The 17641-nt window shown below is 43.4% G+C and carries 16 protein-coding genes; 6 read left to right on the top strand and 10 right to left on the bottom strand.

The window, feature by feature from the left end:
• Positions 1-23 precede the first annotated feature (23 nt).
• The 4 genes from BLV86_RS00315 to BLV86_RS00300 all read right to left on the bottom strand — a co-directional run bounded on the left by BLV86_RS00315 (position 24) and on the right by BLV86_RS00300 (position 5615).
• A complete protein-coding gene (locus BLV86_RS00315) occupies positions 24-1082 on the bottom strand; it encodes an extracellular solute-binding protein (RefSeq protein ID WP_090814709.1) in 1059 nt (352 codons plus the stop codon).
• A gap of 162 nt (positions 1083-1244) precedes the next feature.
• Complete coding sequence (locus BLV86_RS00310; protein WP_031548315.1) at positions 1245-2774, bottom strand: alpha/beta hydrolase; 1530 nt, start codon at positions 2772-2774, stop codon at positions 1245-1247.
• 225 nt (positions 2775-2999) lie between these two features.
• A complete protein-coding gene (gene rpsT, locus BLV86_RS00305; protein ID WP_090814708.1) occupies positions 3000-3263 on the bottom strand; it encodes a 30S ribosomal protein S20 in 264 nt (87 codons plus the stop codon).
• Between the two features lie 261 nt (positions 3264-3524).
• Complete coding sequence (locus BLV86_RS00300) at positions 3525-5615, bottom strand: FAD-binding protein (RefSeq protein WP_090814707.1); 2091 nt, start codon at positions 5613-5615, stop codon at positions 3525-3527.
• A gap of 371 nt (positions 5616-5986) precedes the next feature.
• On the opposite strand from BLV86_RS00300, the gene BLV86_RS00295 reads away from it, so the two are divergent.
• Positions 5987-6904: a hypothetical protein gene (locus BLV86_RS00295; RefSeq protein ID WP_090814706.1), complete on the top strand. Its 918-nt coding sequence runs from the start codon at positions 5987-5989 to the stop codon at positions 6902-6904.
• 53 nt (positions 6905-6957) lie between these two features.
• Here BLV86_RS00295 and BLV86_RS00290 read toward each other — a convergent pair whose 3' ends face one another.
• The 4 genes from BLV86_RS00290 to BLV86_RS00275 form a co-directional block, all read right to left on the bottom strand.
• Complete coding sequence (locus BLV86_RS00290; protein ID WP_090814705.1) at positions 6958-7845, bottom strand: DegV family protein; 888 nt, start codon at positions 7843-7845, stop codon at positions 6958-6960.
• A gap of 170 nt (positions 7846-8015) precedes the next feature.
• The gene (gpmI, locus tag BLV86_RS00285; RefSeq protein WP_090814704.1) at positions 8016-9560 is read right to left on the bottom strand and encodes a 2,3-bisphosphoglycerate-independent phosphoglycerate mutase; all 1545 of its coding nucleotides are present in this window, start codon (positions 9558-9560) and stop codon (positions 8016-8018) included.
• Between the two features lie 171 nt (positions 9561-9731).
• Positions 9732-10256, bottom strand: a complete 525-nt coding sequence (locus BLV86_RS00280) for a cyclic nucleotide-binding domain-containing protein (protein WP_031548305.1) — start codon at positions 10254-10256, stop codon at positions 9732-9734.
• Complete coding sequence (locus BLV86_RS00275; protein WP_031548303.1) at positions 10249-10506, bottom strand: type II toxin-antitoxin system prevent-host-death family antitoxin; 258 nt, start codon at positions 10504-10506, stop codon at positions 10249-10251. Before BLV86_RS00275 ends, BLV86_RS00280 begins: the two co-directional genes overlap by 8 nt.
• Before the next feature lie 569 nt (positions 10507-11075).
• Here BLV86_RS00275 and BLV86_RS00270 point away from each other — a divergent pair.
• Together BLV86_RS00270 and BLV86_RS00265 are read left to right on the top strand one after the other, a co-directional pair.
• A complete protein-coding gene (locus BLV86_RS00270) occupies positions 11076-12284 on the top strand; it encodes a tyrosine-type recombinase/integrase (protein ID WP_090814703.1) in 1209 nt (402 codons plus the stop codon).
• 505 nt (positions 12285-12789) lie between these two features.
• The gene (locus BLV86_RS00265; protein WP_090814702.1) at positions 12790-13638 is read left to right on the top strand and encodes a TFIIB-type zinc ribbon-containing protein; all 849 of its coding nucleotides are present in this window, start codon (positions 12790-12792) and stop codon (positions 13636-13638) included.
• A 424-nt stretch (positions 13639-14062) separates the two neighbouring features.
• On the opposite strand, the gene BLV86_RS18420 is transcribed toward BLV86_RS00265, so the two are convergent.
• Both BLV86_RS18420 and BLV86_RS00260 read right to left on the bottom strand, forming a co-directional pair.
• On the bottom strand, positions 14063-14194 hold the full coding sequence (locus BLV86_RS18420) for a hypothetical protein (protein ID WP_256377651.1): 132 nt from the start codon (positions 14192-14194) through the stop codon (positions 14063-14065).
• A gap of 5 nt (positions 14195-14199) precedes the next feature.
• Entirely contained in the window at positions 14200-14742 is a 543-nt protein-coding gene (locus BLV86_RS00260) for an NADH peroxidase (RefSeq protein ID WP_029201912.1), read from the bottom strand.
• A 276-nt stretch (positions 14743-15018) separates the two neighbouring features.
• Here BLV86_RS00260 and BLV86_RS00255 point away from each other — a divergent pair, with 276 nt between their 5' ends.
• The 3 genes from BLV86_RS00255 (at position 15019) to BLV86_RS00245 (ending at position 17531) form a co-directional block, all read left to right on the top strand.
• A complete protein-coding gene (locus tag BLV86_RS00255; protein WP_334292859.1) occupies positions 15019-15792 on the top strand; it encodes a ZIP family metal transporter in 774 nt (257 codons plus the stop codon).
• Between the two features lie 84 nt (positions 15793-15876).
• Positions 15877-16485, top strand: coding sequence for a dTDP-4-dehydrorhamnose 3,5-epimerase (gene rfbC, locus BLV86_RS00250; protein ID WP_090814700.1), 609 nt, complete (start codon positions 15877-15879; stop codon positions 16483-16485).
• A 71-nt stretch (positions 16486-16556) separates the two neighbouring features.
• Positions 16557-17531 (top strand): RluA family pseudouridine synthase, encoded by a 975-nt coding sequence (locus BLV86_RS00245; RefSeq protein WP_090814699.1) that lies wholly within the window; start codon positions 16557-16559, stop codon positions 17529-17531.
• Positions 17532-17641: the final 110 nt, after the last annotated feature.

Here is a 17641-nt window from a genome sequence, read left to right as displayed (position 1 = left end):
AATCTTATACACCGACACAGGTCTTATGGATGCTCCCTGCCTGATGCCCTGACAGCTCTCCATGCGTCCATAGCCCTATTCTCATCAGCTGCCGATTTTTTTATATCAAAATCCAAAAGCTTCACTTCCTCATAATCCTTAGACAACTCCACATCCTTTCTCACAGATCTTCTGTGGAAATGTTCTGCAGCATACTTCTGAGTATCATAGGCTATGATGAAATCAAGAAATTTCCCGGCATTATAACTATGAGGTGCATCCTTTACTATGGCACAGGCATCAGGAAGGGCCGTAGTTCCCTCCTCCGGATATGTCATGGTGATTTCATAACCATTTGCCATATATTTTTTTGCAGTTTCTTCCAATGTTATCCCCACCATGCATCTGCCTGATTCCACATAGGGAATAACGAGACCGGAAGAATCAAGAACATTGCCGTCAAGCTGTTCATATAATTCCTGGATTAGTTTTTCCGGTGTCTCATTAAAAAGCTGCGACATAAGAGAGACTATAGTATAGCTGGTTCCCGAAATCTCCATATCCGCAAATGCTATCTGCCCCTTAAAACGTTCATCAAAAAGATCCCTCCAGCTCCCGGGAGCATCCTTCTTTTCCACAAGCTTGGGATTGTAAATAAATACGATAGGAAGCTCGGTAAAGGGAGTCCATAAATCTTCAGAAGAAAGATACTGGCTGTCAAGAATATCACTTTCCGCCACTTTGAAAGGTGCAAATAACTCCTTTTTTGCCTCGTAATACTCTGCGCCTCCCCCGAACATGATGTCACAGTCACTGCCCTCTCCGGACTCGATCAAGTCGAACATCTCCGAAGTTCCACCGGCAACTATATTCACCCATATGCCGGTAGTATTTTCAAATTCCGTGATCACCGGAAGATAAACCTCCTCCTTGTGAGAAGTGTAAACCGTAAGCTGTTTTTCCTCCGGCACACTGTACTTCTCTGAAAGCAACTCTATATCATGTTCCCGCTGATTCCCTCCGCAGCCGGACAGGAAAAGGGAAGCCGTTATAATTACAACTGTCAGAGTCTTTTTTAAAAATATATTATACAGACTTTTCATCCCATTGCCTCTTTACCGAAAATAACCTCTGCTACCATTATGTCACACTGTAAAATGTATAACAAGCAAGCCTGTCGGATACTCAGCTTGATAGATGCTCAGCTGCCTGATATCGAACTCACGAAAAAAGATGCCCCCTGAAAAGAGGACATCTTTAAAATCTCAGTTCAAAAGACCTTTTATAAAATCAGCTCTCGCATCAACGGCTGCTCTCTGGATGCTGCTGTCCTTTGCCATGTCAAAGGCATGTACTGTGCCGCGGGTTTCGTTCAGTGTTACAACATTACCCTGCTCCTTAAGGCGCTTTGCGAATTCAACACCCTCATCATGCAGAGCGTCAAATTCTGCGGTTTCCACATACATGGGGCAAAGACCCGAAAGTGATTCGACTTCTGCAGGAGAATAGTGGTATTTCAGACCTTCCTCTCTGTCAGAATGAACTATCTTTCTGATAGCACTGATTGAATCACCGTTTATGACTGGAACGTCTGAGAAACTATTCATAGAGTCCGTTTTAAATCTCATATCGAGAGACGGATAAAGGAGAAGTGTTCCCTTAGGCATCTTAAGTCCTTTGTCTCTTGCCAGAAGGGTAATGGCTGCCGCCATGGTTCCTCCTGCCGAATCTCCGATCACAAAGATTTTTCCGGGATCTATGGCATATTTTTCCGGATTGTTCTGGAGTTCAGTGTATACCTCAAATGTTTCCTTTATCTGAACAGGCGGCTGACGATAAGGTGCGAGATCATACATTGGAAGCATAACTTTGCAGCCGGTCTTTTTTGCGAGATTCTCTGCAAGCTTATAATGGTAAGGAAGCGCAGGGAAAAGGTTGGCACCGCCATGAAGGAACAGGATGACCGGCGCATCCTTTTTGTCCTTAACTGCAAATGGTACATATACAAGAGTCTCAATCTGCCCCTTTGTTGAAGTGGGAACAGGGATTTCAAATCGGTCAAGACGCATACCCAATGGTGCTGTCACTTTCTTAGGAAGGCCCTTGTACATAAGCTCCACAAGTTTAACCTGGAACCTGGTCTTCACAACAGGAACCTTTGAAAGCGCTGCGAACTCAGGACTTATTCCATAGCTCTTCTTTTCGCCGGCTTTACTGTCAAAATCAAGAATAACCGAGAAAAGGATACAGCCCTTAAGAATAAGCACTCTTACTTCTTTGGTCAATGCTGACAGAATGGAAGCTGATAATGCCACCCAGTCCTCTTCGTCTCCATCGATATACTTGTTGAAGGAAGCCATGTTGTAACTGTCGAGAGTCCACAGATACGCCTCCTCTACATCTTCACAATCCATTTCAAGGAGTGTTTCCTTATCCGCACGGCGAACACCTATTTCTTCCGCTGCTTTTTCATTCATTTCTACGGTTTCGAAACTTGTGCCCAAAAGAACCTTTAATTTTTGAGAAACTCCGGATAAACTTTCAAAGGAAATATCCTGGAGGGTTCCGGGGGTAAGTTCCATGGTAAGGGCACAAAGATGTCCATCTCCATCTATGTTGAAGCACCTGTCATTTACATTTCCGGATAATCTTGTTATCTCCATCATTTCTTCCATAACAAGATTTATATGCATTTCATCACGGCTTCCAAGCCCCTGCTTCTTTGTGTACTTTTCAGTGAAATCTTTTATTTCTTCAAATGTCTCGGTTTCATTTCCATCTTTGATGATGATCATAGTTTCTGCCTCCAATTTTGGAACAATAATTCTTTACAATATTTTCTATTTTATCAGAGAAAAAACATTATTGAAACACCTTACATAAAAGCCGGTGGATATAAAAAAACCCGCGGTGGGTTAACCGCGGGTCTTCGTGAGTAACGTTACTTACAAAGTAATTTTTCAAGAACGACTTGAAAACAGAAATCCTGATCAAAGATCTCTGTGCGCCTTTCGCGCAAATTAGTTCATAGAATCTACAGCCTTGTAAAGCTTAGCAACCTTTCTTGAAGCGTTGTTTGCCTTGTAGATGCCCTTGCTGTGAGCCATAGCAATCTTCTTCTGAGCCATCTTAAGAGCGTCCTGAGCCTTAGCCTTATCACCGGCCTCAACTGCTGCATATACTCTCTTGATGTATGTCTTAACTTCTGAACGGATAGCCTTGTTACGCTCATATCTTGTAGCTGCAACAAGAATTCTCTTCTTTGCTGACTTAATATTTGCCATTTGGAAATATCTCCTTTCACCTGATATCGATATCTTACATGTGCATTTTTCAAGTACCGGACACGGACAGTTTGAAAACACGCTCAACTATCATATATAAAACCCCCATTTGTGTCAAGTGCTAAAAAAATGAATTTTCGAGATTCCCACCGTGTTTCCCACCGGGAAAATCCATGAATAAAGGGCCAGGCATGATGCCTGACCCTGAATAACTATTGGAAACCCCCACCTGAATATAGAGATTCATATAACGGAACGAAATTACTCTTCGATTCCTGCCATTTCCTTAATGGACTTCATAGCGAATGTAAGTGTACGTCCGCAAGCGATACCTGCCATGAGACATGGATAGTTGTTTGCGAAGAATGAACCTGACATATCGCCGCCGATGTAAAGACCCGGAATCGGCTTGTTCTCAGCATCAAGAGCCTGTGTCTTGTCATTGATAGAGATACCCTGCTCTGTTGTAAGGAGTGATGCACCGAGCCAGCAGCCATAGAATGGAGCTGTTCTAAGCTCAGAGAGACGAACCTTCATCTTACCGAAGTCCTCATCCTCCTGCTTGTCATAGAGCTCATTGTAACGCTCAACTGTTGCAAGGAAGTTAGTCTTATCCTCATCCTTGAAACCAAGCTTGTCAGCAAGCTCTTCGATGGTGTCAGCCTTGAAGATCAGGCCTTCGCCCTCTTCACCGTACTGCTCAAGCTGCTTGTCTACATAGCCAGGGATGTTTCTTGACTGTGCTGAACATCCGATAGTATGGAATCTCTTGATATCCTCCATGTAGTTTGCATCCATGATCTGAGCATATACATGACCCGGCTGATGAGCTGCTGCATAAACGATATCGTTGTATGGGCTGGACTCATTAGCGAAACGCTGACCATGACGGTTAACCTTAAGGAATGGCTGTGTACCGGGATTGTACTGTCTTACAGTTCCCGGGAATGCCTTTCCGCCGAAGGAAGACTCGCTCTCAACATAGCCGGAATCAACGCCCGGAGCTACGAGACCACGGTCAAAAAGCATAGGAGCTGACTCAGCATCAAGGTGAGCACCTGCCCAAACTGCTGCACGGATTCCGTATCCCTTATCAGCAGGGCTGAAAGAGCATGCTGTTGTAACAGAAGTTCCAAGCGGATCAAGCTGCTCCATCATGAATGGGTTGCCGGGATATCCGCCGCATGCAAGGAGAACACCGTCCTTGGCATTGTAACGGATAAGGTCGCCTGAATCTACGTTCTGAGCGATAACGCCTGTTACTCTTCCTGTATCATCCTTCTCAAGCTTAACAAGAGCTGTCTTGAAATCTACATCATAGCCTGCCTTCTGGATAACCTCGAGGAATACCTCGTTTCTCTGCATTCCATACTCAGACTCTGAAGCTCTGTAGTTGTGCTCCTGCTCAGGGAATACGAAAGTGGTATTCTCATCGCTGTCCGGCCAACGGGCTTCCTCACCTGATGTGAAGTCGCACTTCCAGTTGTATGGCTCATTCTCAAGGATGCCTGCTACGAAATCATGCATTGCTGCTGACTCGTCAAGCCATAACTTAACTACTCTCTGGTCGCACTTTCCTGATGCATAACGGCTGATCTCTGAAAGGAGTTTCTTCTTATCAACATGTGAACCTGCTGCGATAGCTGCGGAACTGTTGATAGCGCCGTACCAGTGACGTGTATCCTGAACTACTGCATTCTGCTCGATAACGCGGAAGTTAAGTCCCTTTGAAGCTGCATAAGCTGCTGCCATCATACCTGCATTACCTGCACCTACGATAAGTATATCTGTATCGATAGTCTCCTTTACGTCAGCATCATCAACTACAGGCTCCTCACCAAGCCAGTCCTCATCAGAACCTGTCGGGATAAGCTCTCCTGTTGCTGCAGTAGCCTCGCCCTTTGCCTGTGCGATACAGTTAGCTGCTGCCTTCTTAACAGCATCAGATGTGATTGTTGCACCTGATACAGCATCAAACTCTGCTGCCTGTGCATCCATAAGAGCCTTCTCAAGATCAGGAACAGCTGCGCCACCGATTGAAGGTGTCTCACCGTCTGCATTGATCTTTACTTCTGTGATTGATGACTCATCAAAAGTCATTGTAACTGTAACCTTTGAGCTGATTCCATCTGCACCTGCTGTGTAAGTACCGGGTGTGTAAAGAGCACCACCTGCAGGAGCGGCTGCGGCTGTTGTAGCGGCCTCAGTTGCAGCAGCTGTTGTAGCGGCAGCTGTAGTTGCTTCCGGTGTTCCCGCACCACTTGTGCAGGCTGTAAGGGAACCGAGACCTGCGATCACTGCAGTAGCGCCCATTCCCTTGATGAAATCTCGCCTAGTTAATTTTTCTGACATAATAGATCCTCCTAGATTTAAATAATAGCTTTTGACTATTTTTATACAGCCAATACATAAATATACGAATTCGGCGGGTTTTGGGGCCCCGCTCACCGACATTTCTGAGCATTAGCATGTATTACATAAAGTTATGCCTTGTATATTATAACGAATAATCAGGTGGAATCATACCATTTTGTTACAGTTTAATCAATTTTTAATAGTGTTTCATTTTGTTACGGTTGCTTTATATTTGTTATTTCCCGGCCGATAAAGAATGTAGCGGTTTATATCGAAACGTATTTTTATTCGTTCAGGATATAACCGGCCATATCAGAAATTTTTTTGAGTAAGCACTTGTTGCTTGCACAAAGTATTTGGGGGATGAAATGCTTAAAAGATGTATTGGATTATTCACAGCGGTTTTTTTGATAATGTCTTCCTTTACAGCTTATGCCGTCGAGTGGCATCAGGACGCCCTGGGCTGGAAGCTTTGGGATAAGAGCAAGAAGCCCCTGACCAGTGAATGGTACTACGACAGCGGTTATCAGTATTATTTAAAAGAGGATAGCTACCGGGCAACAGGCTGGACCCTTATCGATAACAGCTGGTACTATTTTGATCAGAAAGGACATCTGGCTACCGATAAATGGATTGATGACAAGTACGTGGATTACAGCGGGAAAATGCTGACCGACACCCGGACCCCGGACGGCTACTATGTGGGGGCAGACGGAAAATGGGTTGAGAACTATCAGGGCAGCTCAGTAACAGCAGGCGTTGATACTACAGCAGCTTCAGGCACCGGCGCCTCAGGGTTTAACACAGCAGCCATGTACAGCTATGCCGGCAGCTCCTACATCCCGATGCAGCCCATTGAAATCCAGTACATGAAAGCACATATGACTAAGGACGGAGGCATTTCCCCCAACATCTACTTTATTAACTCCTCCGGTAAAATCATTAACGCAATAGTCTTTACAGTAACTCCTTATGACGCAAGGCATAATGTTGCCACCTGTGAAATAACCGGCAATTCCACCGTCGAGCAGTCGGTAACAGGTCCATTCTATCCCGACGACCCCTACTCTCTCGGACAATATATCCTGGGTGAGGATGGTAATGTTCACAAAACCTCATTAGTCACTGTCAGCGATAATGCAAGGACCTTCAACAATTTTGTGCTGTTGGATCATCTCTGGCTGAGTAAGACGGTTTCAACATACGCCATAGTCGGCATCAAGCTTCAATATGCAGACGGAACCTGGGAAACCGTTGAGCCAAATTCCGTGATAAAGCAGGCGTAAAAGCAAGAGGGCATCCATTAAAAATGGATGCCCTCTTACTGCTTATAAATAATTTATTTCAACTCCACCGGTCTCTCGATAACCGCACCGCCAAGTCCATTCTGTCCGATGTGGCAGCTGATAAGCAGTGACAGAGGAGCTACAACGATCTCCAGATTCAGTCTGTCCGGGAACTCTGTCTTCAGCTCTTCTGCAAATGCTTCCGCCTGCTCGGGGTTGTCTGTGTAGGCAACGCAAACGTAGCAGTTGTTCATATCCTTATCATTGAGACGGCCCTCAAGTTCAGCCTTAAGGCCCTTAATGATGGCTTCTCTGACCATTTTGGTGGTTCTCACCTTGGTGAAGGAATCAAGCTTTCCGCCGTTTGTGATACCCAGAACCGGCTTGATGTGAAGGAGGGTTCCGATGGCAGCCGCCATGGGAGTGATACGTCCGCCCTTCTTGAGATACTTAAGGGTATCAACACCGATATAGATCTGATTGCTTGTAGATTCACGGTTGATAATGTCACAGATCTGCTGTCCGTCATAGCCCTTTGCGGCAAGCTCTTTTGCAAATATGCAGTACTGTCTCTGGGTTATGGAAACTCCCTTATCATCGGGAACAAATACCTTTCCCTCATACTTATCTTCATGACTAAGCATTATCGCTGTCTGAGTTGAGCCTGAAAGTCCGGAGGTAAGAGGAATGTGAACCACCTGATCACAGGTTTCCAGAAGCTCGTCCCAAACCTTCATTACGTCTTCCATGCTTGGCTGTGAAGTTGATATGTCACAGTCATTCTTGAGCTTTTCGAAGAACTCTTCTCTGGTAATGTTTATATCTTCAAAGTATTCCTGTCCATCTATACGGAAGGGCATGGGAACAACACGAACTCCGAGCTGCTTGCTTTCTTCCTGTGTGATGCCGCTCCCGGAATCTGTAGAAACTCCAATTCTCATTAATAACACCTCTATCTAAACATCAATAAATCTCAGCGTATCAGGCAGGAAAATGCTCAGCCCGATTTGCATCAGAAGTCACATATCATATCGCGAAAAAAGATAGTACAATCGCGCCGAGCCATTGTACTATCTTTTTTATAAACTGTCAAAGCCTTTGCATCAGCCTATCATTTTACGATAAGTGACTTTCCCGACATCTCTTCCGGCTGAGGAATCTCCATCATCTCAAGAAGAGTAGGAGCAAGGTCGCAAAGTGCGCCGCCCTCACGAAGCTTCCATGAAGGATCAGCGTTGACAAGGATGAATGGAACAGGATTTGTTGTGTGAGCTGTCCATGGCTCGCCTGTCTCGTAGTTGATCATCATGTCAGCATTACCATGATCTGCACAGATGACCATCTGACCGTTTGCATCCTTAATGGCGTCTACTACCTTACCTACAGCCTCATCAACAACCTCGATGGCCTTAACTGCTGCAGGAATTACACCTGTGTGTCCAACCATGTCAGGATTTGCGAAGTTAGCGATGATCATATCGTACTTGCCTGATCTGATAGCGTCGCAAAGCTTGTCGCATACCTCAGGGCATGACATCTGAGGCTTGAGGTCATAGGTAGGAACATCCTTTGGTGAAGGAACCAGTACACGGTCCTCACCCTCATTAGGCTCCTCAACACCGCCGTTGAAGAAGAAGGTTACGTGTGCATACTTCTCTGTCTCGGCGATACGAAGCTGCTTAAGTCCGAGGGATGCAGCATACTCACCTAGAGTCTTTGTTATGGACTGCTTCGGGAATGCTATCTCCTTGTTAGGGATTGTAGGATCATAATCTGTGAAGCATACGAACTTTGTATCCAGGCGCTTGCCTCTTGCAAAGAAATCAAACTCGTCGTCGCAGAAGCAGTGAGTCATCTCACGTGCACGGTCCGGACGGAAGTTGTAGAAGATGCAGGAATCTCCGTCTGTGATTACGTGAACAGGCTTTCCATCCTTCTCAATAACGCATGGAACCACGAACTCATCAAGAACCTTTGCTTCATAGGACTTGTCGATAGCTTCTGTAACTGATGCTGCCTTATCACCTACGCCCTTTGTCATGGCATCGTATGCCTTCTCGACACGGTCATAGTTCTTGTCACGGTCCATAGCATAGTAACGGCCGGAGATCATAGCGATCTCACCGACACCGAGCTCTGCCATCTTGTCCTCAACCTGCTTAAGGAAGCTCTTTCCTGAATCAGGTGGTGTGTCACGGCCGTCAAGGAATGCATAGAGATAAACCTTCTTTAAACCGTTTCTCTTTGCAAGCTCAAGGATTCCGAAGATGTGCTCAATGTGTGAGTGAACTCCGCCGTCGGAAACAAGTCCGAACATGTTGAGAGCGGAATCATTCTTCTTGCAATTCTCGATTGCATTCATAAGTGCGGGATTTGTGAAGAAATCACCGTCATTGATGGACTTTGTTATACGTGTAAGATCCTGATATATGATGCGTCCTGCACCCATATTCATGTGCCCTACCTCTGAGTTTCCCATCTGTCCGTCAGGAAGACCTACGAAAAGTCCTGATGCCTGTCCTTCAACAAATGGGCACTCTGCCATAAGTTTATCCATAACCGGAGTCTGGGCCATAGCTATGGCATTACCTTCCGGATTTTTATTGATGCCATAACCATCAAGGATCAGAAGTACTACTGGTTTCTTATCTGTCATGATAACCTTACCTCTTTTTTAATTAGATTTTTCTGTAGTTTATACCAAATAAAAGTTAGCGTCAATGATTCCGACGCTAACTTTGTTAAAAAATATACAATTCATTTTAATATCTGCCGGGAAAAATGATTCTTCCATCGGGATTTGCACCGGGGAATTCAGTCTCGTCATTTATACTTCTGCCGAAAAGAACGAATCTTCCGGGTTGTACGTTTTCTCTACATATTTTAACTGGTATTGTTTCAGTCTCGTTACAACCTTCGGATCCAGGGCATTCTCATCCGGCAGATCCTTAAGTATCTCATTCAGATCCTCCATGAGCATGGAAATGTCCAGACTCTGGGTGACTATGATCCTTGCCATGCTTTTCATGATACCCAGAGTGTTACCCCGGTTCTCACTGAGGAAGGACTCCAGCTGCTCCTCGCTTACCCGCATGAGAAGAACGTCATTTAATGCCACCGCCGTATAAACCTGCGGCCGCCCTGTAAGCATTGATATCTCCCCGAAAAATCTGTTTTCCTCGAGGATTCCCAAAACATTCTCATGTTCTTTCTCGTGATTTACGTACAGGGCCACACTGCCTTTCAGCACCTTGTACATGTATGGATGAATTTCCTTTTCCTTAAATATAATGTCTCCGGCAAGGTACCTTTTCATTCCGCCGGGTTTTACATCGTATGTAATCTCACCCATTTATTTGTCTCCTTAATCTTCCAAACACTTCATCATGAGTTAATCTCTCAGGATTTGTGGCTGCATACTCATCAGCTTCTGACAAAGCTTGTTCAACATTTTTTGTCAACTTTGAATATGTCTCAATGCTCATAACCACCATAGAACCATAGCCATTCTTAGTTAAGAAAACAGGTTCGCCATCTTTTACAACATTCTCTATATCTGCAAATTTATTTCTAAGATCAGAAACAGGTCTTATATTAACCATACATGCCTCCTAAAATTGTGATCATAAATTATCATAAGTTTATCATAATTATGATATAGCATCAACCATGACGACATTTCCCGGACACACAAAAAAGAGGAAACAGATCACTCCGTTCCCTCTTCATCCAGCTTGGTTTTACATCCTCAATGCACCTAAGAAATCAACAGACCCCCAATTATCCACTGATTTCTTTATAATTTATATGCTTGTCCCAAAAGTAAAATCCCAGGCATAATACATATATGGCCACAGCATAAAAGAATGTAAACGCCATCAGTTTTGTAGTGAAATCCTTGTCTTTATCCATATGCACTACCTACAGAGACCGGACTATCATCCGAAGTATCTCTTGAGAAGTCCTGCAAATGCCTTTCCATGCCTTGCCTCGCAGAGTACCGTATCGAGAACAAAACTTCTGAGGTCTTACTATGGATAGGACAATAAGCCTTGGAAATCGGTATATCTTTGAAACGTCTTATAAATGTCCTAGTACCATTATAGCACTTCTCTGAACGCCGTACAGACGTAAATAGTACCACAAAAGTACCATTTTGGAGGTATATAATATGGCAACAAAGAACGGTGTTTATCAGATGGATAATGGATTCTGGGCTTATCGTTTTTCAATTCTGATTGATGGAAAACGAATTTCCAGAAAAAAGACTACAGATGAATTTGGCGGTAAGTTGAAATCTCAAGCAGCTGCTACAAAGGCTAGGGCTGCCGCAATTACTTCTGTACATATAGAAATGGAGCGAAAACATAAGGTTTACAGAAGAACAGTGAAGGAAGTTTTTGATGAATACTGCCAGAACGGAAGGAAGGACAGAGCATATAAAACTATACTAAAACAAGATTCTTTATGGAAAAATCATCTCTGTGATAAATGGGGCAAGCGCTTTGTGGATGATATTTCTGTTGCAGAGGTTAATGATTACCTTTCTTCTCTTTATTATGAGAACGAATACTCCTATCAGTACACAGAATCCTTCTTGAAAATGTTCTATCTTATTTTCGGTCAGGCATACTCACGAAACTATCTTGATGTAGACACCTACAATAAGCTCTGTGTAAACAAAAACACTAAGATACATATGCCGAAGCTCCGTACGGATGATGATACAGATATCGTTTCCTTCTCCCATGAAGAACTTGCTCTTTTAGATGAATACTTTGAAGGAACGAATGCAGAGACCGCTTATATGCTTGGTCGCTTCTGTGGTCTTAGAATCAATGAATGTTTCGGTCTCAAGTGGGATCACGTAGATTTGGAGAATGGTACTATTACGATTGACAGACAGCAACAGTATCAAGACAGTTTAATAAAGCTAGTTCCTCCGAAGACTCGAAACGCCAATAGGACAATCTATCTCTGCGATAAGCTTATTGAACATCTGAAAGCCAAGAAAAAGCAAGCAATGAAAGATTCTGTAACCTATGCAGCGGTCAGACAGCAGAAACAGCGATTTATAGAAGATTTGGATGGTTCCATGATTTCCTGCACAGAACTTGTGAATTGTCTTCCAGATGGAACAATTCAGACTGTGAATTCTATGAAGTATCCGACAAGAGAGATAAAGAGCAAGCTGAATATAAACTTTAAGTATCATTATCTTCGCCATACTTACGGCACTCTTATGGCAGAAATGAACACTCCTACTCATCTTCTCTGCAATCAGATGGGGCATGGAAATATTCATGTGACTCAGCTTTATTATCTTGCGGTATCACAGACAGGTATTGCTGTGCTTCAGAAGAACTTGAACCAATTATGATTATAGTCGACCACTAGAGAAGACCCCATTTTATAAAAAAAGCTGCCAGCACTGATATATGCCAAAGCTTGACTTATAGACCATAATCTAAAAACAGTTTTAGATGCTTGAAATGATAGGTTTTGTGGATGCCATACACATTAAACCACTAATACCAATCATGTCTGGTATAGCCTTTCTGTATTCAATATATTTCACATCAGGCAAAGAGACCATTTATATGATGGCTTTGCTTGATTTAACGCATTCCACAGATTTCAGTTATTTTAAATATATGCCATATATGATTGATTATAACCGGAGAAGCTAGCTTATGCTGGCTTCTCTTTATTGTACCCCTTAATATTCAATATTAATATTCAGGGCTGTCTATATTAATTATCATAGTCTTGGTTATATGTAATAATCTTTATTATTTATGTTGCTTGGAATATATTTTTTGAATTTTTTGTCGATATAGCTATTGGAATTGAATTGTTTGCAATATGGAAGAGGAGTATGAAAGATGCAGATAGTAAAAATGACTTGCAATAATTGTGGGGCACACCTTAATGTTGACCTAGATAACCTTAGTGCTTATTGTCCTTTTTGTGGGCAGAAGATATTAATTGATTTTGATACGCTTGGAATGGTTCTTGCCGAAAGAGAAAAAACAAAAAGAGTCTACGAACAGGAGGCACAGCAAACAAAAAGAGTTCTCGAGCAGGAATTGCAGAAGACAAAAAGACTTTTTGAGCAGGAGAAGCGCAACACCGAACGAGCCAAACTGGAGTATGACTATAAAAAATTTGAAAACCGTACTAAATTGGGACCAGCTAATATCAAGATTATAATAATCGCTGCACTAGTACTATTGTATTTTTCTATATTATATTTGTCTCTCCACATGTATGAAAAGAAAAATAACGAAAAAATCGCCAAGCTCCAACAACTGGAGATAACTATAGATGAAGCTATCAAAAATGAGGATTACGATACAGCGTTATTAAATGTAAATAAACTCCACGGTAATGGCTTATCCGAAAACGATAAGACTACGTGGGATGCTAAACGTGAATCTTACTTGAAATTATTAGAAGAAAAGAGAAAAGAGCAGGATTTAAATGATCCAAACAATATTTTTATGCCGTCTTCATCAAGTTCATTCAAGGGAAAGAACTATCAAGAAGTACAGGAACAGTTTAAAAATCTTGGTTTCACAAATATCAGTACAGAGGTATCCTTGGAGAAGGCAGGGATCTTTGACAACAATAATGCCATTGAACACATTCTGATAGATGGTAAAACAGAGTTTAAAACCGGAGACTATTTCAAAAAGGATGTAAAAATCATACTTTACTATTTTGAAAAGTGAAATACTGGAACAGGTCTCTGACATGCTGTATTTAAGTACCATATGTAAATATAAAGCTCTAGGAGCTTCATATAAGCGCTTTTGAAACGGGGGAACAAACGTTCTTACGCCTAAAACAAAGTGGCTTGTATAGGCTTATATGGAGCTTATAGAGGTATTTGCATTCTATGGAGGTATAAAATGAAAGCATTAAAGTTTATCATAGCAATATTTGTGGTATACTGAAGCCGTAACAAAGTACCATTTACGCAAGTACCATTTCAGAGAAAATATAATGTATAGAAACATGTAAAAGTACCATAAAAGTACCATTTAAAAGACATTTCCCGGACACACAAAAAAGAGGGATCAGATCACTCCGTTCCCTCTTCATCCAGCTTAGATTTACATCCTCAATGTACCTAAGAAATCAACAGACCCCCAATTATCCACTGATTTCTTTATAATTTATATGCTTGTCCCAGAAGTAAAATCCCAGGCAGAAAACATATATGACCACTGCATAGAAGAATGTAAACGCCAAAAGCTTATTGTTAAAATCTTTATCTTTCTCCATAAGCATCATCCGAAGTATCTCTTCAGGAGACCTGCAAATGCCTTGCCGTGTCTTGCCTCATCACGAGCCATTTCATGCACTGTGTCGTGGATTGCATCAAGGTTGAGAGCCTTAGCTCTCTTAGCGAGATCTGTCTTACCCATGGTAGCGCCGTTCTCAGCCTTTACACGAACTGTAAGATTCTCCTTTGAAGATGCTGATACGCACTCGCCGAGAAGCTCTGCAAACTTAGCTGCATGCTCTGCCTCTTCAAATGCTGCTGTCCTGTAGTACTCACCGATCTCAGGATAACCCTCACGGAAAGCTGCTCTTGACATAGCAAGATACATTCCAACCTCTGTGCACTCACCTTCAAAATTAGCGCGAAGGTCTGCCTTGATATCTTCCGGAGCATCAGCCGCTACACCGATAACATGCTCTGCTGCCCATGTCATTTCTCCTGCCTGCTCAACAAACTTTGATGCAGGAACTCCACATGTAGGGCACTTCTCAGGAGGTGTCTCACCCTCGTAAACATATCCGCATACTGAACAAACCCATGTCTTCATTTTTCGTACTCTCCTTTTCTTTAGTTCATCGTTTCCGGTGTCCTCGGAAACTGATGTAATAACCGTTTTCAATTAATATCACTCTACCCATATTTAATAGATTAGTCAATGATATAGTGAAAATATCTTTCATTATTTTTTTAGCTAAAGATGTTTGTTTTGCCTAACTAAAACTATAATGTATCTGTTCGCTTTTTCACTGTTGATTCAGACAGGTTCATAGAAATATCGTGGACAGAAACGCCCTGTATACACTATCATTGAAGAAAGGAGCTCATGTCTATGTGGAGTATAATCATTATCCCGTTTCTGGGAACAGCGCTGGGAGCTGCCAGTGTGTTTTTGTTTAAAAAAGAGATGGGGCAAACGATGCAGCGTGCCCTGACAGGATTTGCTTCAGGGGTTATGGTATCTGCATCCTTTTTCAGTCTTCTGCTTCCTGCTCTCGATCAGACTGCGGAAATGGGGAGACTCGGATTTCTTCCTGTGTCTATAGGATTCGGAACAGGAATGCTTTTCCTTCTTGTCATGGATATGGTTACACCCCATATGCATCTGGACAAATGCGAGGAAGGCCCACGAAGCGGACTTAAGAGAACAACTAAGCTTGTCCTTGCAGTCACTCTCCATAATCTTCCCGAAGGAATGGCTGTGGGAATAGTTTGTGCCGGCTGGCTTTACGGAAACAGTACGATTTCATTTTCGGGCGCCCTGGCTCTGGCTATCGGTATTGCGATACAGAACTTTCCCGAAGGCGCAATAGTTTCCATGCCGCTTCTCAGCGAAGGCGTTCCCAAAGTCAAGACATTCCTGTATGGTGTTCTGTCCGGAATCGTTGAACCGATAGGCGCACTTCTGGTGATCGCCGCATCAGGATTTTTCATCCCTCTCATGCCCTATCTTCTGAGTTTTGCAGCGGGAGCTATGATATACGTTGTAGTAGAGGAACTAATCCCTGAAATGTCTGAGGGCGAGCATTCAAACATAGGAACCATCGCTTTTGCTTTGGGATTCATACTTATGATGGCACTGGATGTGGGACTTGGCTGATTGATATTTTCCCGGGTGGATTTTTTTCATTAACCGATTTATAATACTAAGGCTAAATAATTCTATTTTTTTCAAGGAGTTGAAATGGGACAGATTAAAGTTACCAAGGCACCTATAGAAGGCCTTTATGTTATCGAGCCAACCGTCCATGGCGACAGCCGCGGATACTTTGTAGAAACATATAATCAAAACGACATGCATGAAGCAGGTCTCGACATGGTTTTCGTTCAGGACAACCAGTCCATGTCCACCAAGGGCGTTCTTCGCGGACTTCACTTCCAGAAGCAGTTCCCTCAGGGCAAGCTTGTTCGCGTCATCAAGGGTTCAGTATATGATGTTGCAGTAGACCTCCGTCAGGGTTCCAAAACCTATGGACAGTATTTCGGAGTTGAGCTCACAGAGGAGAACAAGAAGCAGTTCTACATTTCCGAAGGCTTCGCTCACGGCTTCCTGGTACTCTCCGATGTTGCCGAGTTCTGCTATAAGGTCACCGATTTCTATCATCCCGGAGACGAAGGCGGCCTTGCCTGGAACGATCCCGAGATAAACATTCAGTGGCCTCATCTCACAGGTGAGTACAAGGGTAATGCTTCCGCCGAAGGCTATGCCATGGACGACGGAACCGCCCTCAACCTTTCAGACAAGGACCAGAAGTGGCTTGGTCTCAAGGATACATTTAAGTTCAATGTATAAGCAGCTCTGCAGGAGTTGATACCCGGCAAAAGCCAAGTATCACTTACTTCATCAACCTGCGAAGAAATCATATGCCAAAAAATCTAAGAGTACTAACCTATACAATCCCGAAAAGCTTCCACGGCAAGACCGTAGAGGCTTTTCTTCGTTCCATGGGTTATTCAAGATCAGTTATATACCATCTCCGAAACACAGGAACAGACCTGATTCCTTCGGATGTTCCGGGGCTTTTGCTTAATTATGATAAGGCCTGGCTCAAAGCCATGCTTCATGAAGGTGACGAACTCACCTGCAATATATTGGAAACTGAATCCGGCGAGAATGTGGTGGAAACAGAGCTTCCTCTGTCCATCGTCTATGAGGATGAGGACCTTCTGGTCATCGACAAATCCGCCGGCATGCCCATACATCCTTCCATGGGGCACTACGATGATACTCTCGCCAATGCTCTCTGCTTCTACACTCACCATGTCCTTCACTTCGACACCTACGTGAACCGCATCATTAACCGGCTTGACAAGAACACCAGCGGGCTCCTCATTTCAGCCAAAAACATGCATGCAGCGGCAAGACTCGGGGATTTTGTCAGGGAGCGATCCATACACCGTCAGTATATCGCCATCTGTCAGGGCGATGTGAGAGACTGCCTTAAACATTACCCTTCTTCACTTGAAGGCTTCGACATGACCATATCCGCCCCCATCGCGAGAAAGGATGCCTCTGTTATAGAACGAATCGTGGATTATGCCAATGGAGACCCCGCCACAACTCACGTTAAGCCTCTCATGTACGACAGCGAAAAGGATCTGAGTCTCATAGCCCTGAAGCTTGAAACCGGACGCACGCATCAGATAAGAGTTCACATGAAGTACATTGGGCATCCTTTGATAGGAGATTTCCTCTATAACCCGGATTACCGCTATATAAAAAGACAGGCCCTTCACTCCTGGAAGCTTAGTTTCAAGCATCCCATAAGCGAAGAGCCCATGAACTTTACCGCGGCATTACCTGAAGACATGCAGGTTTTGTTTCCGGAATTCAACTGACTTACTTCTTAGCAAACAAACCTGTTGTGCTAACCTGATTTTTTGATATACGGTATTTTTCATTGCAAGTAAAAGGCCGGAGGTCGCCCCTCAGGCTATTTATAAATCCA

Source organism: Oribacterium sp. KHPX15 (genome assembly GCF_900107835.1).
GTDB lineage: Bacteria > Bacillota > Clostridia > Lachnospirales > Lachnospiraceae > Oribacterium.
The sequence above is the reverse complement of the archived record's forward strand: the minus strand, read 5'-3'. Positions and strand labels throughout refer to the sequence as shown.